This window comes from Mycolicibacterium psychrotolerans (assembly GCF_010729305.1).
In the GTDB taxonomy this organism is placed as follows: domain Bacteria; phylum Actinomycetota; class Actinomycetes; order Mycobacteriales; family Mycobacteriaceae; genus Mycobacterium; species Mycobacterium psychrotolerans.
Genome location: NZ_AP022574.1, coordinates 5,251,209 through 5,274,824, shown reverse-complemented (window position 1 = coordinate 5,274,824; position 23,616 = coordinate 5,251,209). Strand labels below are relative to the sequence as shown.

The 23,616-nt window shown below is 68.9% G+C and carries 17 protein-coding genes and 2 pseudogenes; 12 read left to right on the top strand and 7 right to left on the bottom strand.

Going from position 1 to position 23,616, the window contains the following annotated elements; all coding sequences use genetic code 11:
• Positions 1-100: 100 nt before the first annotated feature.
• Positions 101-3,268, top strand: a complete 3,168-nt coding sequence (locus tag G6N45_RS25460) for an ATP-binding protein (protein ID WP_163726438.1) — start codon at positions 101-103, stop codon at positions 3,266-3,268.
• A 292-nt stretch (positions 3,269-3,560) separates the two neighbouring features.
• On the opposite strand, the pseudogene G6N45_RS25455 reads toward G6N45_RS25460, so the two are convergent.
• Positions 3,561-3,776 (bottom strand): annotated as a pseudogene (locus G6N45_RS25455) (IS1380 family transposase); the annotation flags it as partial.
• A 209-nt stretch (positions 3,777-3,985) separates the two neighbouring features.
• On the opposite strand from G6N45_RS25455, the gene G6N45_RS25450 reads away from it, so the two are divergent.
• The 3 genes and pseudogenes from G6N45_RS25450 (at position 3,986) to G6N45_RS28165 (ending at position 8,098) form a co-directional block, all read left to right on the top strand.
• Complete coding sequence (locus G6N45_RS25450) at positions 3,986-4,885, top strand: acyl-CoA thioesterase (RefSeq protein ID WP_163726435.1); 900 nt, start codon at positions 3,986-3,988, stop codon at positions 4,883-4,885.
• Positions 4,886-4,899: 14 nt separating this feature from the next.
• Positions 4,900-7,146, top strand: coding sequence for an MMPL family transporter (locus G6N45_RS25445; protein ID WP_163726433.1), 2,247 nt, complete (start codon positions 4,900-4,902; stop codon positions 7,144-7,146).
• Positions 7,147-7,234: 88 nt separating this feature from the next.
• Positions 7,235-8,098: pseudogene (locus G6N45_RS28165) on the top strand (ISL3 family transposase).
• 1,353 nt (positions 8,099-9,451) lie between these two features.
• On the opposite strand, the gene G6N45_RS25435 reads toward G6N45_RS28165, so the two are convergent.
• Together G6N45_RS25435 and G6N45_RS25430 are read right to left on the bottom strand one after the other, a co-directional pair.
• Positions 9,452-10,513: a C40 family peptidase gene (locus G6N45_RS25435; RefSeq protein ID WP_163726430.1), complete on the bottom strand. Its 1,062-nt coding sequence runs from the start codon at positions 10,511-10,513 to the stop codon at positions 9,452-9,454.
• The gene (locus G6N45_RS25430; RefSeq protein ID WP_163726427.1) at positions 10,513-10,806 is read right to left on the bottom strand and encodes an ESX-1 secretion-associated protein; all 294 of its coding nucleotides are present in this window, start codon (positions 10,804-10,806) and stop codon (positions 10,513-10,515) included. The genes G6N45_RS25435 and G6N45_RS25430 overlap by 1 nt, the downstream gene beginning before the upstream one ends.
• Before the next feature lie 52 nt (positions 10,807-10,858).
• Here G6N45_RS25430 and upp point away from each other — a divergent pair, with 52 nt between their 5' ends.
• On the top strand, positions 10,859-11,482 hold the full coding sequence (gene upp, locus G6N45_RS25425; RefSeq protein ID WP_163726424.1) for a uracil phosphoribosyltransferase: 624 nt from the start codon (positions 10,859-10,861) through the stop codon (positions 11,480-11,482).
• Positions 11,483-11,489: 7 nt separating this feature from the next.
• On the opposite strand, the gene G6N45_RS25420 is transcribed toward upp, so the two are convergent.
• Both G6N45_RS25420 and G6N45_RS25415 read right to left on the bottom strand, forming a co-directional pair.
• Entirely contained in the window at positions 11,490-13,091 is a 1,602-nt protein-coding gene (locus G6N45_RS25420; protein WP_163726421.1) for a phospho-sugar mutase, read from the bottom strand.
• Positions 13,092-13,535 (bottom strand): MarR family winged helix-turn-helix transcriptional regulator, encoded by a 444-nt coding sequence (locus G6N45_RS25415; protein ID WP_163726417.1) that lies wholly within the window; start codon positions 13,533-13,535, stop codon positions 13,092-13,094. It abuts the gene before it with no gap.
• An 89-nt stretch (positions 13,536-13,624) separates the two neighbouring features.
• Here G6N45_RS25415 and G6N45_RS25410 point away from each other — a divergent pair, with 89 nt between their 5' ends.
• Positions 13,625-14,752: an AbrB family protein gene (locus G6N45_RS25410; protein ID WP_163726415.1), complete on the top strand. Its 1,128-nt coding sequence runs from the start codon at positions 13,625-13,627 to the stop codon at positions 14,750-14,752.
• On the opposite strand, the gene G6N45_RS25405 is transcribed toward G6N45_RS25410, so the two are convergent.
• Positions 14,698-15,492 carry a purine-nucleoside phosphorylase gene (locus tag G6N45_RS25405; protein ID WP_163726412.1) on the bottom strand — a complete coding sequence of 265 codons (795 nt, stop codon included), beginning with the start codon at positions 15,490-15,492 and terminating at the stop codon, positions 14,698-14,700. The genes G6N45_RS25410 and G6N45_RS25405 overlap by 55 nt on opposite strands.
• Before the next feature lie 47 nt (positions 15,493-15,539).
• On the opposite strand from G6N45_RS25405, the gene G6N45_RS25400 reads away from it, so the two are divergent.
• The 3 genes from G6N45_RS25400 to G6N45_RS25390 all read left to right on the top strand — a co-directional run bounded on the left by G6N45_RS25400 (position 15,540) and on the right by G6N45_RS25390 (position 18,942).
• A complete protein-coding gene (locus tag G6N45_RS25400; RefSeq protein WP_163726409.1) occupies positions 15,540-16,736 on the top strand; it encodes a M20 family metallopeptidase in 1,197 nt (398 codons plus the stop codon).
• Positions 16,733-17,899, top strand: coding sequence for an amidohydrolase (locus G6N45_RS25395; protein ID WP_163726406.1), 1,167 nt, complete (start codon positions 16,733-16,735; stop codon positions 17,897-17,899). Before G6N45_RS25400 ends, G6N45_RS25395 begins: the two co-directional genes overlap by 4 nt.
• A gap of 155 nt (positions 17,900-18,054) precedes the next feature.
• Entirely contained in the window at positions 18,055-18,942 is an 888-nt protein-coding gene (locus G6N45_RS25390) for a type IV toxin-antitoxin system AbiEi family antitoxin (RefSeq protein WP_163726402.1), read from the top strand.
• Between the two features lie 83 nt (positions 18,943-19,025).
• Here G6N45_RS25390 and G6N45_RS25385 read toward each other — a convergent pair whose 3' ends face one another.
• Entirely contained in the window at positions 19,026-19,505 is a 480-nt protein-coding gene (locus G6N45_RS25385; protein ID WP_057146855.1) for a gamma-glutamylcyclotransferase family protein, read from the bottom strand.
• 41 nt (positions 19,506-19,546) lie between these two features.
• On the opposite strand from G6N45_RS25385, the gene G6N45_RS25380 reads away from it, so the two are divergent.
• The 3 genes from G6N45_RS25380 to G6N45_RS25370 are packed head-to-tail and all read left to right on the top strand — an operon-like array spanning position 19,547 to position 23,599.
• Complete coding sequence (locus G6N45_RS25380; RefSeq protein ID WP_163726400.1) at positions 19,547-20,962, top strand: NAD(P)H-quinone dehydrogenase; 1,416 nt, start codon at positions 19,547-19,549, stop codon at positions 20,960-20,962.
• A 46-nt stretch (positions 20,963-21,008) separates the two neighbouring features.
• The gene (gene glpD, locus G6N45_RS25375; RefSeq protein ID WP_246228796.1) at positions 21,009-22,739 is read left to right on the top strand and encodes a glycerol-3-phosphate dehydrogenase; all 1,731 of its coding nucleotides are present in this window, start codon (positions 21,009-21,011) and stop codon (positions 22,737-22,739) included.
• Complete coding sequence (locus tag G6N45_RS25370; RefSeq protein ID WP_163726394.1) at positions 22,736-23,599, top strand: pseudouridine synthase; 864 nt, start codon at positions 22,736-22,738, stop codon at positions 23,597-23,599. Before glpD ends, G6N45_RS25370 begins: the two co-directional genes overlap by 4 nt.
• Positions 23,600-23,616 lie beyond the last annotated feature (17 nt).

Below are 23,616 nucleotides of genomic sequence, written 5' to 3'. Positions count from 1 at the left end.
GCGATTGGCCGAGCAGCACTGGTACTGCGATATAGCAGACACGTCGTACCGGCGGTGACACGATATTCATGTGGCCGAGAGCCAAGCCTCTAGCCCTTCCGTGACGACCGTCGATCACACCTGTGAAGCGTGTGGCACCCGATTATGGGCAAGAGCGAACTTCTGTAGCGAGTGCGGAGCGCCAGTCGTCGATACTCGACCATCGGCGGAGTACAAGCAGGTCACTTCGCTATTCGCCGACGTGGTGGGTTCGATGGACATTGCCGCGACCGTCGGTGCCGAACGGCTGCGCGAGATCATGGCCGAGTTAGTCGGCCGCGGTGCGTCGGTTATCAGGCGGTACGGCGGCACGATGGAAAGGTTCACCGGTGATGGGCTGATGGCCTTGTTCGGGGCGCCGCTGGCATTGGAGGATCACGCGATTCGGGCATGTCTGGCCGCGCTGGCCGTCCAGGTGGAGGCGAACCGGTTAGCCGCCGAAGTGCAACGCCATGACGGTATCTCGCTGCGGTTGCGGGTAGGCCTGAATTCGGGCCAGGTCGTGGCCGGTGAGATCGCTTCTGGTGTAGGGGGCTATGTCGCGATCGGGGAGCAGGTGGGATTAGCCCAGCGGATGGAGTCTGTCGCCCCGCCGGGCGGGGTGATGCTCAGCGAGTCCACCGCGCATTTGGTCGAGCACGCCGCAGTTCTCGCCGACATCGAGTTGGTGTCGATCAAGGGCAAGAATCAACCGGTGCCGGCGCGCCGGCTGGTGGCGATCGGGCCGCGGGAGCGACTGATCGGGCGCGCCGAGGCGAGTCTGGTCGGTCGGCGCGGGGAGATGACGGCCCTCGACGCCATGGTGGATCGTGCGATCGGTGGCCGCGGTGGTGTCGTGAATGTGGTGGGACCGCCGGGCATAGGCAAGAGCCGGACGGCGCGGGAGGCCGCCGCGACAGCAGCCGCTCGCGGGGTCGAGGTGGTGTGGGCCTTCTGCGAATCGCACGCCAGCGATATTCCCTTCCACGCCGTGAGGCGGCTGCTGCGCGCGGCAGGCGGGATCGAAAGCCTTGACGGTTCGGCCGCCCGGGCCCGGGTCCGCGAACAAGTCCCCAACGTTGACGCAGAGGATCTGCTGCTGCTTGACGACCTGCTCGGCATCGCCGACCCCGACGTCCCGTTGCCCGCCATCGATCCGGATGCGCGGCGGCGCCGGTTGACCGCACTGATCAACACCGCGACGCTGGCGCGCACCCATCCGGTGCTTTTCATCATCGAGGATGCACAGTGGATCGACGCGGTCAGCGAGTCGATGCTGGCCGACTTCATGTCCGTCCTTGCGCGCACCCCATCGATGGTGCTGATCACCTCCCGCCCAGAGTATGAGGGCATTCTGATGCGGGTGGCCGGCGCGCAGACAATAGCCCTTGTCCCACTCAGTGATTGCGACACCGCCGCGCTGATCGCCGAGTTGCTGGGGTCGGACCCTTCGCTTGGCGAGCTGAGCCAGATGATCGCCGAGCGGGCCGGAGGGAACCCGTTTTTCGCCGAGGAGATGGTGCGCGAGTTGGTACAGCGCGGGGTGCTGGCCGGCGAGCTGGGTGTCTACACCTGCCGTGCGGATGTCGCCGAGCTCTGCGTGCCAGCGACAGTACAGGCGGCCATCGAGGCACGCATCGACAGGCTGAGCAACCCGGCCAAGCGGACGCTCAACGCGGCGTCGGTGATCGGCGCCCGTTTCGGGGCCGACATGCTGGACGCGCTCGGGATCAATGCGGTGCTCGACGAACTGCTGCGCGCCGAGTTGATCGATCAGGTGAGCTTTGGGACCCACACCGAATACGCTTTTCGGCATCCGCTGATCCGCGCGGTGGCCTACGAATCGCAGCTGAAATCCGATCGGGCCCAGTGGCACTCGCGCTTGGCCGCCGCGATCCAAGAGTTTGCGCCCGGGTTGGTGGAGGAGGAGGGGGCGCTGATCGCCGAACACCTCGAAGCAGCGGGCGAGCTGCGCGCGGCGTACGGCTGGCATATGCGTGCCGCCGCGTGGTCCATCAACCGCGATGTCGACGCGGCCCGGCTCGGCTGGGAGCGGGCCCGCCGGATCGCCGACGCGCTGCCTGCCGATGACCCCGACCAGCTGTCGATGCGCATCGCCCCGCGCACCATGCTGTGTGCCACCGACTACCAAAGTCCAGCAATCCAGGAAAGCAGGGGCCGCTTCGCGGAGCTGCGCGAGTTGTGTGGCGCGGCCGGGGACAAGGTCTCGCTGGCCATCGGCATGAGCGGGCTGGCCACCGAGCTCCTCTACGCCGGTCGCTCGGGTGAAGGGTCGCGGCTGGTATCCGAACAGATGGCGCTGCTGGAGTCGATCGGCGATCCCGCCTTGACCATGGGGTTGGCGTTCGTAGCATTCTGTACCTGGAGCGATGCCGGTGAATTCGGCGAGGTCTTGCGGTGGTCGCAGACCGTCATCGACCTGGCCGCCGGTGACCCCGCCAAGGGCGCCGGGTTCGGGTTTGGATCACCGCTGGCGATCGCGCTGGCATACCGCGGCGGTGCTCGGTGGTGGCTGGGCCGTTCCGGATGGCGCCAAGACCTCCACGACGCCGTCGCGATGGCCCGAAACAGCGACCCGGCAACCTTCGCCCTCGTCGGCTGCTGGACCGTCGGTCCGATGCAGTACGGGGCGCTTCGGGCCGATGACGCCGCGGTGCGCGCCAGCGAAGAGGCGGTGCGCACCGCGCGATCCAGCCACGATGTCGCACTCAGCTTGGCCGAGTGCACGCTGGCCGTCACGCTGTTGTATCGGGACGCCGCGGCCGACCGTCGTCGCGGGCTGGAGCTGATGGTGCAGTTCCGCGATTTTATTCGCGGGCGTGCTCCCTTCCTGCTCCCGGTCGCCGAGTTGTTTATCGCCCAGGAGAGCGCCGGGCGCGGCGACCGCGATGCTGCCATTGCGGTGATGCGCCAAGCCGTGAACGAGCTGCATCAGACAGGACGGCTTTTTTATGGCGCTTGGGGCACCGGCGTTCTAGTGAAGACGCTGCTGGGGCGTGGCGCCGAGGGCGACCTGGCCGAAGCCCAAGAAGCAATCGACCGGCTGGCCAACCTGTCTGCCGACCAAGATTCGGCAGTGCTCGACATCACGCTGCTGCGGCTGCGCGCGCTGCAAGCCCGGGCCGGCGGTGACAATGTTGCCTACCAGGACTTGGTGAATCGCTATCGCGCGATGGCCGAATCGCTTGGCTTCGAAGGACATATGAAGTGGGCCGAGGCGATCCCATGACGGCGGCCGCTCCCGTCGGGGTTGTCACCTTCCTGTTCACAGATGTGAAGGGTTCGGCCCGTCGGTGGGAGGCCGACGCGGATGCGATGCGCTCAGCATTGGCCGTTCATGCGCAACGGGCGCTGAAGCTGCGAGGGCGAATGGGGTTAGCCTGGGTTAGCCCCGATCCACCGATGGGCTGGAGTTGACGCGGCTGGCGAGTGGTTGATCTTGATTTCGGGTTCTGGGCAGCGGCTATCTGCTGGTTTGCTCCAGCTTTCCTGTGTTCTCCGCTCGGACCTTTCGGCGGTTGTCAGACTCTGGTGGGCAGTGGCGGTGAGTACCCGATGGTGTTGCGCCACAGTGCAAGCCACGCCTGTGCCCAGGGCCAGTGGCTGGGTAGGTGCAGGACCGGTCGCCGTTGTGGGCGGGTCAGGCGGGCAGCGATAATGACGATCTTGCGGCGCGGGGTGGCTCCGCGTGCGGTGGCGTGGCGGCCACCGGCCAGGGTTGCCGCGGCGCGCAGGATGCCCATCGATTTGTCGGTGAGTTCAGGCTAAGCAAGCAGGCCGGGAGCCCGACCTCCTGTTGTCTGGGCGGGGAGCACACGCGAGAGTCACGCTCGCGACTAAGTACGCGCCGAAACCGGGGAGATTGCAGTAGTGCGCTACTGGGCTCCGCCAACCGCACGCGGGCGACGATCAATCGGTCACAACGCCGACGGCGAGAAGGCATCAAATGTCCGAGCCTGTTACAGCACCGGTCGAGCCGCTGGATGTCGTCGAAGAACCCGAGTGCGTCATGCGCAAGCATGCTCTCCAATTACGAACGGTGGCCTACGCCCTGCCCGCAGTCTGGGCAGGTGACAAGATCCTGGAGTTAATCGGTGCGTACGACTTGAAGTTGTGGCTTGAGCGGTGGGCCCACAACCGACATCTCTACGATTGGCGGCCCTACCACGGTGCGCCCGATTTAATCGAGCTGAGGCCCGGATCGAACGAGTTCGTGAGGACTGACATGAAGCCGTCCGTCCGCCTGTTCAAGACGCTCACCACGGCCTGGAAGGGATCACATGACCAGGCCCCGCGGCCCGGTCCAAATAATCCGAACGCCGAGACACTGACGCGGTGGCGCGTGATGCCGGTGGACCTCGATTTGTTCGGCCACATGAACAACAGCCGCTATCTGCTGCTGATGGACTTCGCCCGGGTCGACTACCTCGCGCAGGTGGGCCTGCTTGGCGCAGCCTTTCGCTACCGGTGGACCGTTCCGCTGAGATCAGCGCAGGTCGATTACTATCGGCCGCTCAAGCCGTTCGATAAGTTCGAGATCGGAACGCAGGTCCTCTCGTGGGATCACCGCTGGTTCTACCTGCGGCAGACATTTCGCACGCTTGGCTGCCCAGTCCGCACGGTCGCGAGCGCGTATGTGAGGACGATCTTTCTCTCGCCCTCCGGGCATGTGGCGCCGATGGATGTGGTCCGAATGGCGATCGGTCATGACGTCGAAGCGCCGCCGATGTCCGCCGATCTTTGGGGCAGATTCGGAGTTGCAAGTCCTATAGCCATCGTCAGCCCGAAAGTCGACGACCCGCCTCCACGGCCGCTGATCGAACTAGCCGGCATGTGCAGCGCCTAGGGGAGGGGGCTCTCATGCTGCAGACAATCGCCAGAATGGCCATCGCGGCGCCCCGACGGGTAATCGCCGTCGCGCTGCTGATCATGGTAGGCGCGGCCGTGTTCGGCATTCCGGTCACCAAGAGCCTGTCCACCGGCGGCTTCCGTGACCCGACGTCGCAGTCGTGGCATGCGTCGCAGCTGCTCAGTGACAAGTTCGGCGCGGGCGACATGCAGCTCGCGCTTGCCGTCACCTCTGATGCCGGCGTCGCAAGCCAGTCCGCTCGTGCGGCAGGCAACGAGTTGGTCGCGCTGCTGAAGCGCTCGCCCTACGTCGCCGACGTCAAATCCGCATGGACAGTGCCTCCCCCGGCCGCGCGAGCGCTGGTCAGCGAGGACGGGAAGACCGGACTGGTGGTGGCCGGCATCACCGGCGGTGAGACCGACGCACAGCAGCACGCCAAGGACCTGCTCGGTTTCGTGCCCCGCTTCGACGGCGTCACAGTGAAGCCCGGTGACGAGGTGATCACCTACGCCCAGATCATCGACCAAACCGAGAAAGACCTCTTGGTGATGGAGGCCATCGCGTTTCCGCTGAGTTTCATTGTGCTCGTTTGGGTTTTCGGCGGCCTGCTGGCGGCGGGGCTGCCGTTGGCGGTCGGCGTCTTCGCAATTCTCGGCTCGATGGCAGTGATGCGTGCGATCACGTTTGCCACCGAAGTCTCGGTCTTCGCGTTGAACCTGATCCTGGCCATGGGACTCGCGCTGGCCGTCGACTACACGCTGCTGATCGTCAGCCGGTTCCGTGACGAATTGGCTGCCGGCGCAGAACGAGACAAGGCGTTGGTGCGCACGATGACCACTGCTGGCCGGACGGTGCTGTACTCCGCAACCACGGTCGCGCTCGCCATGATCGCGATGGTGCTCTTCCCGATGTACTTCCTGAAGTCTTTCGCCTATGCGGGAATCGCCGTGGTCGGGTTCGCGGCCGCTGCCGCGGCGGTGGTGACGCCGGCGGCGCTGGTGCTGCTAGGTGACCGGCTCGACTCACTGGACGTGCGCCGCGTCGTCCGAGGGGTGTTGGGGCGGCCAGAGCCGCTGCACCCGGCCGTCGAAAAGACCTTTTGGTACGGGTGGACAAAAGCCGTTATGGGCCGGGCGATTCCGATCGGGGTGGCGGTCATCGCCATGCTGCTCGTGTTGGGCGCCCCATTCCTCGGCGTCAAATGGGGCTTCCCCGACGGCAGGGTGCTGCCGGTTTCCGCCTCAGCGCGCCAGGTCGGAGACGAGCTGCGGTCTGGCTTCTCGGTCAACTCGTTGACCAACGTGATCGTCGTGATACCCGACGCGCGCGCGGTGACAGCGGCTGAACTCGGCTTCTATGCCGCGCAGCTGTCACGGGTACCCGACGTCTCGGCCGTGTCATCACCCGTCGGCACGTACGCCAGCGGCGTCCTGGTCGGGCCGCCCTCGGCGCCCACAGGATGGAAAGACGCCAGCGCCTATCTGACCGTGAACTCCACCGCGCCGCTGTACTCCCAGGCCTCGGAGACTCAGCTGGACCGGTTGCATGCCATCGCAACTCCCGGCGGCGCAGATGTGCAGATGACGGGCTGGGCACAGATCAACCGCGACAGCTCGCATGCGGTCGCCTCACGGCTGCCTATTGTGCTGTCGGTGATTGCAACGATCACTTTCGTGCTTCTATTCTTGCTGACCGGCAGCGTCATATTGCCGTTAAAGGCGTTGATGCTCAATATGTTGTCGTTGACGGCTGCGTTCGGCGCACTCGTGTGGATTTTCCAGGACGGCCACCTGGACGGGTTTGGCACTACGGCCACGGGCACGCTCATCGCCAGCGTTCTTGTGCTGCTGTTCTGCCTTGCCTTCGGGCTGTCGATGGACTACGAGGTGTTCTTGATCTCGCGGATCGGCGAGTATTGGCAGGCATCGGGAAAGACGCGGGCCGACAACACCGAAAGCGTGGCTTTGGGACTGGCCCGCACCGGCCGGGTGGTGACAGCCGCGGCCCTGCTGATGGCGGTAACGTTCTCGTCGCTGGCGGCTGCGAAGGTCTCGCTGATGTGCATGTTCGGTGTCGGCGTGACGTTGGCAGTCTTAGTGGACGCCACGCTGGTTCGGATATTGCTTGTCCCGGCGTTCATGCGTGTGCTGGGCCGGCTTAACTGGTGGGCGCCCGCACCGCTGGTGCGGCTGCACCGGCGTATCGGGATCGCCGAACATATTGAACTGCCCGAGCTTTCACGCTCCGCCACCCAGTGAGTTTTAGGAGGACTCATATTGGACGTGGAAATAAATTGGATGGCAATACTTCCGGCGCGCCCTGCTCTGAGCATGGAAGCTGTTTAGTATGGCCGGCTACGTCGCTGCGGCGGCGGCCATCAAGCACGACACTCTTTGCGACGCGGTTACGCCGACGACCCGAACGCGTAGGAGGAGGACAGGCGAAGGGCTTCGTCACGCTGATCATCGACTTGACTCCGGTCCGCGACGGCACCGGCGCGCACGGCTGCCTGATCTCGCGGTAGGGCGCTCGGCGGCAGCACTGAAGACCTGGTTGGCTGATCAACCGCCAACGTTTCGCGACCAGGTCGAGGCGATCGCCATGGACGGCTTCGGCGGCTACAAGACCGCCGCGACCGACGAGCTGCGCGACGCCACGGCCGTGATGGATCCCTTCCACGTCGTCGCGTTGGTCGGCGCCAAGCTTGACCTGACCGGCCAGCGCATCCAACAGCTGACCTGTGGTCGCCGGGGCCGCACCGGCGATCCGCTCTACGGGGTGCGCCGCACGCTGCGGACCCGAGTTCCACTGCTGAGCACCCGGCAGCGGGCACGACTGGAAGCGGCGTTCGCCGACGACGACCATCTCGCTGTCCTGGTGACCTGAAGTATGTACCAATGCATCATCGCCGGCTCGGTCATGCCGACCGGCGCCGCGGCAAAACCATGATGGCCACGATCATCGACTCGTTGCGCCCGAGGCGTGCCCGCGATCCTCGACGAACTCTCCCAGCTTGGACGCACCCTGCACCGTCGCCGTGCTGACGTGCTGGCCTTCTTCGACCACCACCGATGCGGACCCACCGAAGCCATCAACGGCCGCCTGGAAGCCCTTCGCCGCAACGCCCTCGGATTCCGAAACCTCACCCACTACCGCTGGCGCTCACTGCTGCACAGCGGTGCGCTACGTCAACTCGTCAATGCACTCTGAATCACGAAGAGCCGCTTTTCCGCACCCGCGGCGACGTCGCGTTTTGGGACTTGGCGAGTCGCTGCCGCGTGATGGCCATTTCGATGCATTCACGCCGTCGGTCGCCAGAAGCCCTGGAAGCCCGGTCTGAGGTTCGTGGTCCTGAGGGCGACAGGTGCACCGGATCACCGGCTTCAGCCGGGCGTCGATATCGGTACAGATCGTGGCTGCGCTCGGATGCCCCGGTGGCTGATTCAGGATGCTCGGGCGCGGCCAGCGGTCGGGCGTGCTCCCCGACGTGCGCCCTGCGGGCCGGCGGTATCCGGCGACCCAGAGCGCCCCGGCGAAATCACGTTGGCGGAGGGTGTCGTCATCGCGACAACTCGCGGGATCTCTACACGGCAACGAGAGTGCGCCGGGGTCACAGAAAGCGGAAGTCATCGGTCGGCAGCGCGGTCACGGTGGCGAGTTTCTTCGGCTCGACGTATGTGATGTGCTGATCGCGGCGCGCGGCATCGATCGCCAGATGTTCCACCGACGACGGGGGTTGCCTGGTGGAACACGATCGTGTGTCCCTTGGCGTACTGGTGCCAGAGCCGGTTGACGAAGCCGATCACGGTTCGGAGTCCTTATCACTCTTGGCCTCTGGCTTGTGCGTGATCTTGTCGACCACCCGATGGATCGTGCTCGCCAGATGGTCGTGCCCTGCCCTGTTGGTGCTCGGCCTTGGAAATTAATGTGACGTGCCATTTGCCGTAGCAGCACAGATACGGCCTGTGCGAGTCCTCGTGTACTCGTACTCGTACTCGTACTCGGTGAGGCGGGCCAGGCCTGCGTCCACTCCTGCGGCGGGTCGATGCCGACACTCAGCACGGCCTAGGTGTGCGTCGTCAGCGGGCTGTGGTTCGCGCTCGCCAACGCCCCGGTATGACCTATGCAGTGTGCGCCGTTAACCATCGCGGTTCCTCCAGCCCGTCCGTGGCGAACCGACGGCCTGTGCGTCGGGTCGAGTTCCGCAGTGTGCATTGTCGCTCGCGCGCGGTGCGGCGAGCTCAGTAGCGCGCTACTGAAATCTCGCGCGGTTTCGGGGCGCGATTACCCCGCCACTGAGTGGAGCTGCCGCTTTCCCCCTTCCCAGTACCGTCCCCGGGGGCGACCTGACCGGAGCCCCAGGAGATCGATCGGTTGGCGAACTTGCCGGCAAACGGCCGGTCGGCGATATCCCAGATCACGCTGCAGCGGCAGCGCGCTGCTCTCCCGGACTCCCGGCGACGATGTGTGCTACCGGCACTTGGCGAGTCGCTACCGCGCGGTGGCGAATTCACTGGAATACCAAAGACATAGGGATGGGCCGAGGCGATGCCCTAACGACACTCACGCCGTCGGCCGCCAGAAACCCTGAAAACCCTGGCCCGCGTTGCTTGTCCGGATCGGCGAGAGCTTGACGGGGTCACCGGCCTCGATCATCGTGCCGTCACCCACGATCATCGCGACGTGGCCGTCCCACACCGCCAGATCTCCGGGCAGCAGCGAGCCTGGCGCGACGGCCGCGCCGACGTCCTGCTCCTGAGCCAGCCGCGGAAGATCCAGCCCCGCCTGGTGATACGCCCACTGTGTCAGGCCGCTGCAGTCCAGACCCTGACCCGGTGTGGTCCCGCCCCACTGGTACGGCACACCCAGTTGGGTCAGTGCGTGCCGCACGGCGCTGGCGGCCACCGCGTTCGGCGCCATCACCACGGTCCCGTCGGGCAGCCGCACCGCCACCCCGTCCCCGAACGCCGCCGCCTCGGGTGTGTCCATCGGTGTCTCGGCGGACGTCAGCGCCACCGGATCCGCGCCGAGACCACCGCCGGGCCCACCGCCGGAGCCGCCCCCAGCCAAGGGGCCTCCACCGGCACCGGACCAGCCGGCCGGCGTGGTGGCGGGCGGTGCCGGCCTGTCGGCGATGGCGGCCGCGTGCCGGTCCAGTTCGGCGAGCAGTTCCTTGACCACGGCGATCGCCCGGCCGAGCGCGTCCCGCGCCTCGGTGAGGAGTTCCTTGGCCACCCCGGGTTGATCCAGCCGGGGTTCGAGCGCCGCCGCCCTGGCCTCGAACTCGTCGACGATGTCCTGCAGGCGGCGGTGGGCCACGGCGACCGCCCCGGCGGCCTCGCGGGCCACCGAGCCCAGCGCGCCGGCTCGCACCGCCGCGTCGTCGATCGCCGCGGACGTCGTCGCCGCGAACTCGGCCGCGGCGTCCGCGCCGGCGCCCGACCAGCCCGCCTCGGTCTCACGCCAGGCCTGTCCGGCCGCGTCGGCGACGTCGGTCAGCGTGTCGCGCACCCCGGCCAGCACCGCGGCCGGGTCGCCGGCAGGATCGCCCGACCACCCGGGGCCGACCAGCGCCTGCACCCGGCGGATCGGCGCGGCGAGCGTGCTGACCAGGGCGCTGGGCATCAGAGCGCGATCCGCGTCGCAGCCCGCGCGTCGGCGCCGTCATAGGCCTGCGCCGACCGCAGGGCGCCCTCGCGTGCCGCCGCCAGCTTGCCGCCCAGGGTGGTGACGGCAGCGGCGTCGTCGCCGGCGGCCCGGCCGAGCGCGGTCAGGAACCGCGCGCCGACGGGCCCGAACGCGGCCGTCCCGTCCGCCGCGGCGGTCAGCCGTGAGGCGGCGTCGTGCAGGGTGGCGGCGTGGCCGCTCGAAGCGCGGCCATAGCCGCGCACGGTGTCGGTGTCGACGGACAGGAACATAGAGGGTTAGACGCCGGGAAACGCCGGCCGGTTCCCGTTAAGGTCGGACCCCATGGATGTGCGCGTTGTCGACCACCCGCTGGCCGCGGCGCGGCTGACCACTCTGCGCGACGAGCGCACCGACAACGCCGGCTTCCGTGCGGCGCTGCGTGACCTGACGTTGATGCTGGTGTACGAGGCCACCCGTGACCTTCGTGTCGAGACGGTGCCGGTGCGCACCCCGCTGGCGGAGACGGCCGGCGCGCGGCTGGCCAATCCGCCGCTTCTGGTTCCGGTGCTGCGCGCCGGGCTGGGCATGGTTGATCAGGCGCATGCGCTGATCCCCGAGGCGCAGGTCGGCTTCGTCGGGGTGGCCCGCAACGAGGAGACGCATCAGCCGACCCCCTATCTGGAGTCGCTGCCCGACGATCTGAGCGCAAGGCCGGTGATCGTGCTGGACCCGATGCTGGCCACCGGCGGGTCGATGGTGCACACGTTGGAGCTGCTGTTCGCCCGCGACGCCGTGGACGTCACCGCCATCTGTGTCGTCTGCGCCCCCGAAGGTCTTGCGGCACTGGAGAAGGCGGCGCCAGAGCTGCTGTTGTTCACCGCCAGCGTCGACTCCGGGCTGAACGAGATCGCCTACATCGTGCCGGGTCTCGGCGATGCCGGCGACCGCCAGTTCGGCCCCCGCTGACTCGGCCCTACACCAGCGAGCGGACGTCGTCGACGAGGCCGGACTGCACCCGTGCGGCGCGTTCCCGTGCCGCCGCGAGGTCGCCCGCGCACCGAACCTCGAGGTAGCACTTCAGTTTCGGCTCGGTCCCCGACGGCCGCACCACCACCCGCACGGACGTGGTGTCGTCGCCGCCGGAGAACACCAGCGCATCGGTGCGCGGCGCCAGATCGGTGACGTCGACGGCGAAGCCGGCGAGCAGGGTGGGCCGCTCGGCGCGCAACCTGACCATGACTTCTGCTGCGGCGGAGGGTGATTCGACGCGCCGGGTGACGGCGGTTGTCGTGTGAACGCCGTGGCGGCGGGCCAGCTCGTCGAGAGCGTCGGGCAACGACCGTCCCTCGGCGCCCAGTGCGGCCACCAGGTCGCAGGCGAGGATCGCGGCGCTGATGCCGTCCTTGTCTCGCACCGCGGCCGGATCCACGCAGTGCCCGATCGCTTCCTCGTAGGCGTACACCAGCGTGCCCGGCACCTCGGAGTCGGCGCGCGCCAGCCACTTGAACCCGGTGAGCGTCTCCACGTGCCGGGCGCCGTAGCCGGCGGCGATGCTGGCCAGCATCCGCGACGAGACCACGGTGCTCGCCACCACCGCGCTCGATGCGTCACCCTGCGACAGGATGTAATCGCCCAGCAGCCAACCGGTTTCGTCGCCGGAGAGCATCCGCCAGCCGGTAGGGGTGGGCACTCCGATGGCGCACCGGTCGGCGTCGGGGTCCAGCGCGACGGCGATGTCGGCTCCGACGTCGGACGCCAGCGTCAGAAGCGCGTCGGTGGCGCCCGGCTCTTCGGGATTGGGGAAGGCGACGGTGGGAAAGTCGGGGTCGGGCGCGAACTGGGACGCCACCACGTGTACGTCGGCGAAGCCGGCCAGCGCGAACGCGTCGAGGGCGTACTCGCCGCCGACCCCGTGCATCGGGGTGAGCGCGACGCGCACCGATCCGGTGGCGCGGCGTACGGTGGCCGCTCGTTCGACGTAGGCGCGTATCTGATCGGCCCCGGACACGGCGACGGGGGAGCGGGGAATCTCGTCGGCGGCCGGGGCGGTGGCGATGGCTGCTTCGATCTCGGCGTCGACGGGCGGGATGATCTGCAGCCCGCCAGGAAAGTACACCTTGTAGCCGTTGTCCGACGCGGGATTGTGCGACGCGGTGATCTGCACGCCGGCTGCTGCTCCGGTGCGGCGCACCGTGAAGGCCACCGCAGGCGTGGGCACCGGAGTGAACATCAGCAGAACCGGAAATCCCTGCGCGGCAAACACTTCGGCGCAGGCACGGCCGAACTCCGCGGACCGGTGCCTGGCGTCGTAGCCGACGACGACGTGGTCGCCGCCGAGCCCGCGCCGGCTCAGCACCGTCGCCACCGCCCACGTCGTGCGCAGCACCACCGCGAGGTTCATGCCGTTGGGGCCGGCGCGCAACGGTCCGCGTAACCCCGCGGTGCCGAACGTGAGCGGCGCGGCGAAGCGGTCGGCGAGCTCGATGTCGGTGCAGGCGGCCAGTTCGGCGGCCGCGCCGGGGTCCGGGTCGTGAGCCAGCCACTCCCGGACTGCCGCGTGGAGGTCGGACGTCACCTAGGTCAGTGTGCCCGTATCGGCGTCGGCGAGCTTGCGCAGGAAGGGTGCCACGAGCATCAGCAGGTCGAACTCCAGCGTGGACAGCCGTTCCCGCATCGTCGTGTGCAGCCACGCGTCGCGTTCGGCGCGGTCAGCCTCCAGCAGGACGGTGCCCTCGTCGGTGATCTCGACGAGCTGGCGACGGCGGTCGGAGACGTCGGGCCGGCGGGCGATCAGTCGCCGCGACTCGAGCTCGTTGAGTGAGTCGGTCAGCGACTGCGCCTTCACGCCCAGCCGCACGCCCAGTTCGGCGGGTGTGGTGACGCCCGCCCGGCTGATCTCGCCGAGCAGTTGCATCTGACTCAGCGTCAGGCCGTTGTCCGGACGGTGCCGCCGCAGCTGGCGGGTGACCGCCATCATCGATTCCCGCAGCTCGGTCGCCGCCGACGCCTCGATGCCCATTACCAAGTTATACCTTGGCATCGGCCATAGCCCAACCCGAAACACCGTCGTTGAGATCTTCAATTACCAAGAGCATACTTGCGATCACCATGGTGTGGTGGAAGCAGTTACTCAGGTGGGCGGCGCTGTTGGCGGCGACGGTGGCGGTCACCGCCCCGCTCACTGTGCTCGGGGTGCCGTCGGCGGCGCTGTTCGCCGCTCTGGTCGTCGGCATCGCGTTCGCCTTGCTGTCGGCGGGCCCCGCCGGCGTACCCCGCACGCTCGGCATCGCCGCACAGGGGGTGCTCGGCGTCTACATCGGCACGATGGTGCAGCAGGACGCGCTCGGCACCCTCGGCGATGACTGGCCCGTCGTCCTCGGCGTCGCGGTCGGGACCCTGCTGCTCAGCGTCGTCGCCGGCGCGCTGCTCGGGCTTCACCGCGCTGTCACCCCGCTCACCGGTTCGCTGGCGCTGGTCGCCGGCGGCGCGTCCGGCCTCGTCGCGATCGCGCGGGAGCTCGGCGGCGACGACCGTGTCGTGGCCGTGGTGCAGTACCTGCGGGTCGGGCTGGTCACCGCGTCGATGCCGGTCGTGGTCACGCTGATCTACCACGCCGACAAGTCCCGGGCCGGCGCTGACGCCGTGACGCAACCCGGCCAGGCGCCGTGGTACCTGAGCCTGGCGATGCTCGTCGTGCTGGTGATCGTCGGTGCCGTCGTCGGACGGCTCATCCGGCTGCCCGGCGCCGGGCTTCTCGGCCCGCTGGCGCTCACCGTCGCCCTAGAGGTCAGCGGATTCTCGTTCGGCCTGTGGGTGCCGACGCTGCTCGTGCAGGCCGGTTATGTGCTGATCGGCTGGCAGGCCGGTCTGGCGTTCACGCGTGCGTCGCTGCGCGCGGTCGGCCGGCTGCTGCCCGCCGCGATCGCCCTCATCGTCGCGATCGGGGTCGCCACCGCGGGTCTGGGCGTGCTGCTGGCCCGCGTCGCCGGCCTGACGCCGCTCGAGGGGTATCTCGCAACCAGTCCCGGCGGCGTGTACGCGGTGCTGGCCACCGCGGTCGAGACCGGGTCCAACGTGACGTTCGTGATCGCCGCGCAGGTGGTGCGGATCCTGATGATGCTCTTCGCGGCGCCGCTGCTGGCCCGCGCCGTGGTGTGGGCGAGCCGGCGGATCGGCCGGGATCAGAGCCGGGAGATCACCGCCGAGAGCAGGGAACCCATCCGCGTGGCCGACTGACGTCCGGCCTCGAGCACCTCGTCGTGGCTCAGCGGCTGTCCGGTCATCCCGGCGGCCAGGTTCGTCACCAGCGACACCCCCAGCACCGCCGCGCCGGCCGCGCGCGCCGCGATGGTCTCGTGCACGGTCGACATCCCGACGAGGTCGGCGCCCAACGTGCGCAGCATCCGGATCTCGGCGGGCGTCTCGTAGTGCGGTCCGGGCAGGCCGGCGTAGACGCCCTCGGCCAGGGTCGGGTCGATCTCCCGCGCGAGGGCGCGCAGCCGCGGCGCGTACGCGTCGACCAGGTCGACGAACTGCGCGCCGACGAGCGGGGAGCGCGCGGTGAGGTTGAGGTGGTCGCTGATCAGCACCGGCTGACCCACGCTGAACTCCGGGCGCAGGCCGCCGGCGGCGTTGGTCAGCACCACGGTGTGCACGCCCGCGGCACAGGCGGTGCGCACCGGATGCACGACGTGGCGCAGGTCGTGGCCCTCGTAGGCGTGAATCCGGCCCAGCAGCACGAGAACCCGGTGGGTGCCGATTCGCAGGGACAGCACCTGTCCGCCGTGGCCCTGCGCGGCGGGCGGGGTGAAGCCGGGCAACTCGGCCATCGGGACGACGGCGGTCGGTTCCCCGAGTTGCGACGCGGCCGGTGCCCATCCCGATCCGAGGACGACCGCGACGTCGTGGCGGTCCACGCCGGTGCGTTCGGCCAGGCCCCGGGCCGCCTGCTGCGCGGCTGCCCCGGGATCGTCCACGACCGGCAGCTTAGTGGGGGTGCCGGGGCAGTGAGATACTTGCCTGCATGCCCACCGCCGCCGCGTCGTCGTCTCATGCGTCGACGACCGCTGAGGACGTGGTGCGCCGGCGCAGCGGTGAGTTGCTCGAGTTGTCGCATTCTCTGCACGCCGAGCCCGAACTGGCATTCGACGAACACCGCAGCTGCGCCAAGACGCAGGCCCTGGTGGCCGAGCGGGGCTTCGCGGTGACGGCGGGCGCAGGCGGGCTGGACACCGCGTTCCGGGCCGAGTTCGGCAGCGGCCCGCTCGTCGTCGGGATCTGCGCCGAGTACGACGCGCTGCCCGGCATCGGGCACGCCTGCGGGCACAACATCATCGCGGCATCGGCCGTCGGGACCGCGCTCGCGCTGGCCGACGTGGCCGACGACCTCGGGTTGACGGTGGTGCTGCTCGGCACGCCTGCCGAGGAGGCCGGGGGAGGCAAGGTCCTGATGCTCGACGCCGGGGTGTTCGACGACATCGCCGCGACGGTGATGCTGCACCCCGGTCCGATCGACATCGCCGCGGCCCGCTCACTGGCCCTCTCGGAGGCGACGATCCGCTACGCCGGCCGCGAAGCGCACGCCGCTGTCGCGCCATACCTCGGCGTCAACGCCGCGGACGCGGTGACCGTCGCGCAGGTCGCGATCGGTCTGCTGCGCCAGCAGCTCGCCCCGGGGCAGATGTGCCACGGCATCGTCACCGACGGCGGTCAGGCCGCCAACGTCATTCCGGCGTCGGCGGAGATGCGCTACACGATGCGGGCGACGAACTCGGAGTCGTTGCGCGCGTTGGAATCCCGGATGGCGGGATGTTTCGCCGCGGGTGCGGTGGCCACCGGCTGCGAGCACACCGTCTCCGAGACCGCGCCCGCCTACGCCGAGTTGATTCCCGACCGGTGGCTGTCGGCGACGGTGCGGGCGGAGATGCTGCGGTTCGGTCGCAGCCCGGTTCCCGAGGAGGTCGAGGCGTCAGTGCCGTTGGGCAGCACGGACATGGGCAATGTCACGCAGGTGATGCCGGGGATCCACCCGATCGTCGGCATCGACGCCGGCGGTGCGTCGATCCACCAACCGGAGTTCGCGGCCGCCGCGGCCGGCGAGAGCGCGGACACCGCGGTCATCGAGGGGGCGATCATGCTGGCCCGCACCGTGGTGGCGTTGGCCGGCGACGCCGCACAGCGGGACCGGGTGCTGGAGCTGCAGCAGAGGCGGGCCTCATGAGTGTGTTGGCGCACGCCGCGGCGCGGTTCCTGTCCGCTCGCTACGACGATCTGGTGGCGTGGCGGCGGCATCTGCACATGCATCCCGAATTGGGCCGCCAGGAGTTCGCGACGACGCAGTTCGTCGCCTCGGTGCTGGCCGACGCGGGGCTCAACCCCAAGGTGCTGCCCGGTGGGACGGGTCTCACGTGCGATTTCGGCCCGGATGACGGGCCGCGGGTGGCGCTGCGCGCCGATATGGACGCGTTGCCGATGGCCGAGCGGACCGAGGCGCCTTACGCGTCGCTGGTGCCGGGCATCGCGCACGCCTGCGGTCACGACGCGCACACCGTGGTGCTGTTGGGCGCCGCGCTGGCGCTAGCGTCGGTGCCGGAGCTGCCGGTCGGGGTGCGGCTGATCTTCCAGGCCGCCGAGGAACTGATGCCGGGGGGAGCGATCGACGCGATCTCGGCGGGCGCGCTGACCGGGGTGTCGCGGATCTATGCGTTGCACTGCGACCCGCATCTGGCGGTCGGCCGCGTGGCGGTCAAGCCCGGCCCCATCACGTCGGCGGCCGATCAGCTCGAGGTGGTGCTGCATTCGCCGGGCGGACACACGTCGCGGCCGCATCTGACCGGTGATCTGGTCTACGGGATCGGCACGCTGATCACCGGTCTGCCCGGCGTGCTGTCAAGGCGCATCGATCCGCGCAACAGCACGGTGATGGTGTGGGGTGCGGTGAACGCCGGGGTGGCCGCCAACGCGATCCCGCAGACCGGCACGCTGGCCGGCACCATCCGCACGGCCAGCCGTGAGACATGGGTGACGATGGAAGACCTTGTCACCGAGACGGTTTCGTCGCTGCTCGCCCCGCTGGGCATCGAGCACGTGGTGAACTACCGGCGGGGTGTGCCGCCGGTGGTCAACGAAGCGGTGTCCACGCGCATTCTCACTCACGCCATCGAGGCGATCGGCCCCAACGTGCTCGCCGACACGCGGCAGTCCGGCGGCGGCGAGGACTTCTCCTGGTATCTGGAGGAGGTGCCGGGCGCGATGGCACGACTCGGGGTGTGGAGCGGACAGGGCCCGCAGTTGGATCTGCACCAGCCGACGTTCGACCTCGATGAGCGTGCCCTGGGTGTCGGGGTGCGCCTGCTGGTCAACATCATCGACCACTCCGCCTGAGCCCCGCGAGCGCGCGTGTTTGTACACCGACGCGCCGCCGCCTCTGGCATTTGACGCGCGCTCGCGCCCCGCGAGTTGTGCATAACTGCGCGTCCATCCCCAGATCGCCGTCGAGGCTCTGGCCGAGAGCTCGAGCCCGCGCACAGCATGACCGCATGGACGATCAACTGGATGCACTTTTCGCCGGCCAGGGCGGGGTGGCCACCAGCGCACAGATCCTGCAGCACCTCACCCGGCGCCGCTTCGAGGCGGCCGTGAATACCGGTGTGCTGGAACGGTTGTGGCAGGGCATCTACTGCGTCGGGGAACCCACCGATCAGCTCAGGCTGCGCGGCCTCGACCTCTCCTGCGGTCGGCCGGTCGCGGTCTGTCTGGGCACGGCTGCGGCGATGTTCGGCTTCGACACCGAGCAGCCGGCCGAACTCCACGTCCTCGACCCGCCGCGGTGCGCGCTCCGGAATGCCGACGGCCTGGTGGTGCATCGACGCGACGGTGCGCCGCTGGTCGTGGTGGACGGCCGCCGCGCGACCTCGCCCGCCTGGACCGCTGTCGAGGTCGCCCGCGCTCTCCGGCGTCCGAGGGCTCTGGCCACGCTCGACGCGGCGTTGCGCAGTGGCACCTGCAGCCGCCCGGATCTGTGGCGTGCTGCCGTGGAGCAGAAGGGCCGTCGCGGCATCGTCGCGGTCCGCGATCTGCTGCCCCTCGCCGACCCGCGGTCGGAGTCGCCGATGGAAAGTGAGGCACGTCTGGCCATGCTCGACGGAGGTCTGCCCGTCCCGGAATTGCAGTACGAGATCGTCGACGGCAATGGGGATCTGCGCCGACTCGACTTCGCGTGGCCGGATGACCGGGTGGCCGCGGAGTACGACGGAGTCGCCTGGCACTCCGGGCCGGAGGCGATGGTCAGTGATCGACGTCGGCAGAACGCGCTGGCTGACGTCGACTGGACTGTGGTGCCGATCGTGTCTGACGACGTGCGCTATCGCGCAAGGGAGATGGTCGCGCGCATCGAACGGCAGCTATGGCGCGCTCGCGCGGCGTGAGCGCGCGCAGAATGCCAGCGCGGGCGGCGCGTCGACGTACAAACACGCGCGCTCGCCGACCATCGGGACAGGGGAAGTAAACCCTAGCCTCCTGGGCCCGGGCCGATGTTGCTCGACGGCCGCGTCCGCAGGTCGTACACGTATTCCGCTGGGGCCCCGGCGATTTCGGCCGCGTCGGCCATCACTCCGAGATAGCGTGCCGACGGGATGCCGCCTTCCCAGGCATCCACCACATACAGCCACGCCAACGCGGGGTCGGTGTTGGTGTCCGACGCGGTGCGTTCCACCCGGCAGCGGATCTTCTTGTGGATACCGAGTTCCGAGCCCTCCCAGCGGTCGAGGTTCTCCTCGTCCTCTTTGGTGACGTCGTAGAGCACGACGAACACCTTGGATCCCGGGTCCTCGACGATGGTCGCCAGCGCGCCTTCCCAGCCGATGTCCTCGCCGCCGAACGTCAGCCGCCACCCGTGCAGCCAGCCCGTGCCCGCCATCGGCGAATGAGGGGCGCGTTGCAGCATCTGCTCGGGATGCATGTTCGACCCGTAGGCGGCGTAGAGCGGCACGCGAGAAGCTTAAACGCATCTCTGTGCAATAGGTTGGTGGCGTGGTAACGCGGATCGTGATCATCGGCGGCGGGCCGGCGGGGTACGAGGCGGCACTGGTCGCGGCCGGCCACGGGCGCGACGTCGCGCAGGTGACGGTGGTCGACTCCGACGGTCTGGGCGGCGCCTGCGTGCTGTATGACTGCGTGCCCTCCAAAACGCTGATCGCCTCCACCGGCGTGCGCACGGAACTGCGCCGCGCCCAGGGTCTCGGCTACGACATCGGCATCGACGCGGCGCCGATCTCGCTGCCGGAGATCAACAACCGTGTCAAGACGCTGGCCGCCTCCCAGTCCGCCGACATCGGCAGTCAGCTGCTCAACCAGGGCGTCACGATCATCGGCGGCCGCGCTGAGCTCGTCGACGACATCGCCGGCATGGCCCACCACCGCGTCAAGGTCACCACGCCCGACGGCAAGGTGGGCGTGCTCAAGGCCGACATCGTGCTGATCGCGACCGGCGCCAGCCCCCGGGTGCTGCCCAACGCGGTGCCCGACGGCGACCGGATCCTGACCTGGCGGCAGGTGTACGACCTGGAGACGCTGCCCGAGCACCTGATCATCGTGGGTTCCGGTGTGACGGGTGCGGAGTTCTGCAACGCCTACACCGAACTCGGCGTGACGGTGACGGTCGTGGCGAGCCGCGACCAGATCCTTCCCCATGAGGACTCGGATGCGGCGGCGGCGCTCGAGGAGGTGTTCAACGAGCGCGGCGTGACGCTGGTCAAGAACGCCCGCGCCGACTCGGTCACCCGCACCGACACGGGTGTCCGGGTCGCGATCGCCGACGGCCGCGTCGTCGAGGGCAGCCACGCGCTGATGACCGTGGGTTCGGTGCCCAACACCGCGGGCCTTGGCCTCGACCGCATCGGTGTCGAGCTCAAGCCGGGCGGTTACATCCCGGTCGACCGGGTGTCGCGCACGCCCGCCTCGGGCGTCTACGCCGCCGGCGACTGCACCGGGCTGTTGCCGTTGGCCTCGGTCGCGGCGATGCAGGGCCGCATCGCGATGTACCACGCGCTCGGCGAGGGCGTGTCCCCGATCCGGTTGCGCACCGTCGCGTCGGCGACGTTCACCCGCCCCGAGATCGGCGCGGTCGGGATCCCGCAGTCGGCCATCGATGACGGCAGTGTCCCCGCCCGCACGCTGATGTTGCCGTTGAACACCAATGCCAGAGCGAAGATGTCGCTGCTCAGGCACGGTTTCGTGAAGATCTTCTGCCGTCCGGCGACGGGCGTGGTGATCGGCGGGGTGGTGGTGGCGCCGATCGCCTCGGAGCTGATCCTGCCGATCGCGCTGGCGGTGCAGAACCGCATCTCGGTGACCGACCTGGCGCAGACGCTGTCGGTGTATCCGTCGTTGTCCGGATCGATCGTCGAGGCCGCGCGCCGGTTGATGGCGCACGACGATCTGGACTGAGCCACGTAGTCTGGTTGCGTACTGACCGGTAACAAGGAAGGTGCGTGTGAGCAACCAGGCCCCGGACTCGTTTCTCGGCCCAGATCAGCGTGCACGAGCGTGGCAGCGGCTCGGCGCTGAGCAGTTCGACGTCGTCGTCATCGGCGGAGGTGTCGTCGGCGCCGGCGCGGCGCTCGACGCCGCGACCCGAGGGTTGAAGGTGGCCCTCGTCGAGGCGCGCGACTTCGCGTCGGGCACCTCGAGTCGAAGCAGCAAGATGTTCCACGGCGGACTGCGCTACCTCGAGCAACTCGAGTTCGGTCTGGTGCGGGAGGCTCTGCACGAACGCGAGCTGTCGCTGACCACGCTGGCGCCGCATCTGGTCAAGCCGCTGCCGTTCCTGTTCCCGCTGACCAACCGCTTGTGGGAACGGCCCTACATCGCGGCGGGCATTTTCCTCTACGACAGCCTCGGCGGCGCGAAATCCGTTCCGGCACAGAAACATCTGACGCGCGCCGGTGCGTTGCGGCTCTCACCCGGGCTGAAGCGCAGCTCGCTGATCGGCGGCATCCGCTATTACGACACGGTGGTCGACGACGCCCGGCACACCATGATGGTGGCCCGCACCGCGGCGCACTACGGCGCGGTGGTGAGGACGTCGACGCAGGTGGTGGCGCTGCTGCGGGAAGGCGACCGGGTGACCGGTGTGCGGGTCCGCGACTCCGAGGACGGCACCGTCACCGAGGTGCGCGGACACGTCGTCGTCAACGCCACCGGCGTGTGGACCGACGAGATCCAGGCGCTGTCCAAGCAGCGGGGCCGGTTCCGGGTGCGCGCCTCCAAGGGCGTGCACATCGTGGTGCCCCGGGACCGCATCGTCAGTGAGGTCGCGATCATCCTGCGCACCGAGAAGTCGGTGCTGTTCGTGATCCCGTGGGGGACGCACTGGATCATCGGCACCACCGACACCGACTGGAAGCTCGACCTGGCCCACCCCGCGGCCACCAAGGCGGACATCGACTACATCCTGCGCACCGTCAACACGGTGCTGGCAACTCCGCTGACCCATGAGGACATTGACGGTGTCTACGCGGGTTTGCGCCCGCTGCTGGCCGGTGAGAGCGAGGAGACGTCGAAGCTGTCGCGCGAGCACGCCGTCGCGGTCCCGGCTCCCGGTCTGGTGGCGATCGCAGGCGGCAAGTACACCACCTACCGGGTGATGGCCGAAGACGCCATCGACGCCGCGGCGGAGTTCGTGCCGACCCGGGTGGCGAAGTCGATCACCGAGAAGGTCCCGCTGATGGGCGCCGACGGATACTTCGCGCTGGTGAACCAGACGCAGAGCGTGGGCAAGCATCACGACCTGCACCCGTACCGGGTTCGGCACCTGCTCGACCGGTACGGCTCGCTGATCGACGAGGTGCTCGCCATGGCCGACGACAGGCCCGAGCTGCTCGAGCCCATCACCGACGCGCCGGTGTACCTCAAGGTCGAGGCGGCGTACGCGGCGGCCGCCGAGGGGGCGCTGCATCTTGAGGACATCCTGGCCCGCCGCATGCGGATCTCGATCGAATACCCGCACCGCGGCGTCGACTGTGCGCGTGAGGTCGCCGGCATCGTTGCGCCCGTGCTGGGGTGGAGCGCGCAGGACGTGGATCGCGAGGTCGAGACCTACCGCGCCAGGGTGGAGGCCGAGGTGCTGTCGCAGACTCAGCCCGACGACGCGTCGGCCGACGCGTTGCGTGTCGCGGCGCCCGAGGCGCGCGCGGAGATCCTCGAGCCGGTTCCGCTCACTTGAGGGGTCCCGCACCGCTTCCCGTGCGCGACGGGCTCGGGCCGGCGCGGGTGCGGCTGCGGGGCGGGGCGGTGCTCGTCGAGCTGGCCGACCGGTTCGGCGAGCAGGCCGCTGCGAAAGTGTTTGCGGGAGAAGTGGTTTGCGCCGACGGCGCGGTGGTGACGGCGTCGACGGTTCTCCCGCCCGATTCGCACGTCTACCTTTACCGGGACCTTCCCGACGAGGTGCCCGTCCCGTTCGACGTGCCGATCCTGTACCGCGACGAGAACCTCGTCGTCGTCGACAAGCCGCACTTCCTGGCGACGATGCCCCGCGGTGGCCACGTCGCGCAGACGGCGCTGGTGCGGTTGCGCCGCTCGCTCGAGCTGCCGGAGCTGAGCCCGGCGCACCGGCTGGATCGGCTGACTGCGGGCGTGCTGGTGTTCACCGCCCGCCGCGAGGTGCGCGGCGCCTATCAGACTCTGTTCGCGCGGGGGCGGGTGACCAAGACCTATCTGGCGCACGCGCCCGTCGACGCCGGCCACACCTTCCCGATGACGGTGCGCAGCCGCATCGTCAAGCGGCGCGGCTGCCTGCAAGCGGTCGAGGAGCCCGGCGAGCCGAATGCGGAGACGGTCATCGAGCGCTGCGACCCGCTGTACCGGCTGACACCGCGGACCGGTCGCACCCATCAGCTACGTGTGCACATGGCCTCGCTCGGGATCCCGATCACCGGTGATCCGCTGTATCCGGAAGTTGTCGACGTGGCCCCCGACGACTTCTCCAGGCCGCTGCAGCTGCTCGCCCACAGCCTGGAATTCGACGACCCGCTGACGGGCGACGCGCGTCGGTTCACGAGCAGGCGCACCCTGGCCGGTCCCTAGGAATCTGCTGAATTAGT

Bases quoted from the DNA above. Each gene is read 5' to 3' on its own strand.
- G6N45_RS25445 (WP_163726433.1), top strand. From the start codon at position 4,900: ATGCTGCAGACAATCGCCAGAATGGCCATCGCGGCGCCCCGACGGGTA.
- G6N45_RS25435 (WP_163726430.1), bottom strand. From the start codon at position 10,513: ATGCCCAGCGCCCTGGTCAGCACGCTCGCCGCGCCGATCCGCCGGGTG.
- G6N45_RS25395 (WP_163726406.1), top strand. From the start codon at position 16,733: ATGAGTGTGTTGGCGCACGCCGCGGCGCGGTTCCTGTCCGCTCGCTAC.
- G6N45_RS25400 (WP_163726409.1), top strand. From the start codon at position 15,540: ATGCCCACCGCCGCCGCGTCGTCGTCTCATGCGTCGACGACCGCTGAG.
- G6N45_RS25430 (WP_163726427.1), bottom strand. From the start codon at position 10,806: ATGTTCCTGTCCGTCGACACCGACACCGTGCGCGGCTATGGCCGCGCT.
- G6N45_RS25410 (WP_163726415.1), top strand. From the start codon at position 13,625: ATGGTGTGGTGGAAGCAGTTACTCAGGTGGGCGGCGCTGTTGGCGGCG.
- upp (WP_163726424.1), top strand. From the start codon at position 10,859: ATGGATGTGCGCGTTGTCGACCACCCGCTGGCCGCGGCGCGGCTGACC.
- G6N45_RS25415 (WP_163726417.1), bottom strand. From the start codon at position 13,535: ATGGGCATCGAGGCGTCGGCGGCGACCGAGCTGCGGGAATCGATGATG.
- G6N45_RS25390 (WP_163726402.1), top strand. From the start codon at position 18,055: ATGGACGATCAACTGGATGCACTTTTCGCCGGCCAGGGCGGGGTGGCC.
- G6N45_RS25450 (WP_163726435.1), top strand. From the start codon at position 3,986: ATGTCCGAGCCTGTTACAGCACCGGTCGAGCCGCTGGATGTCGTCGAA.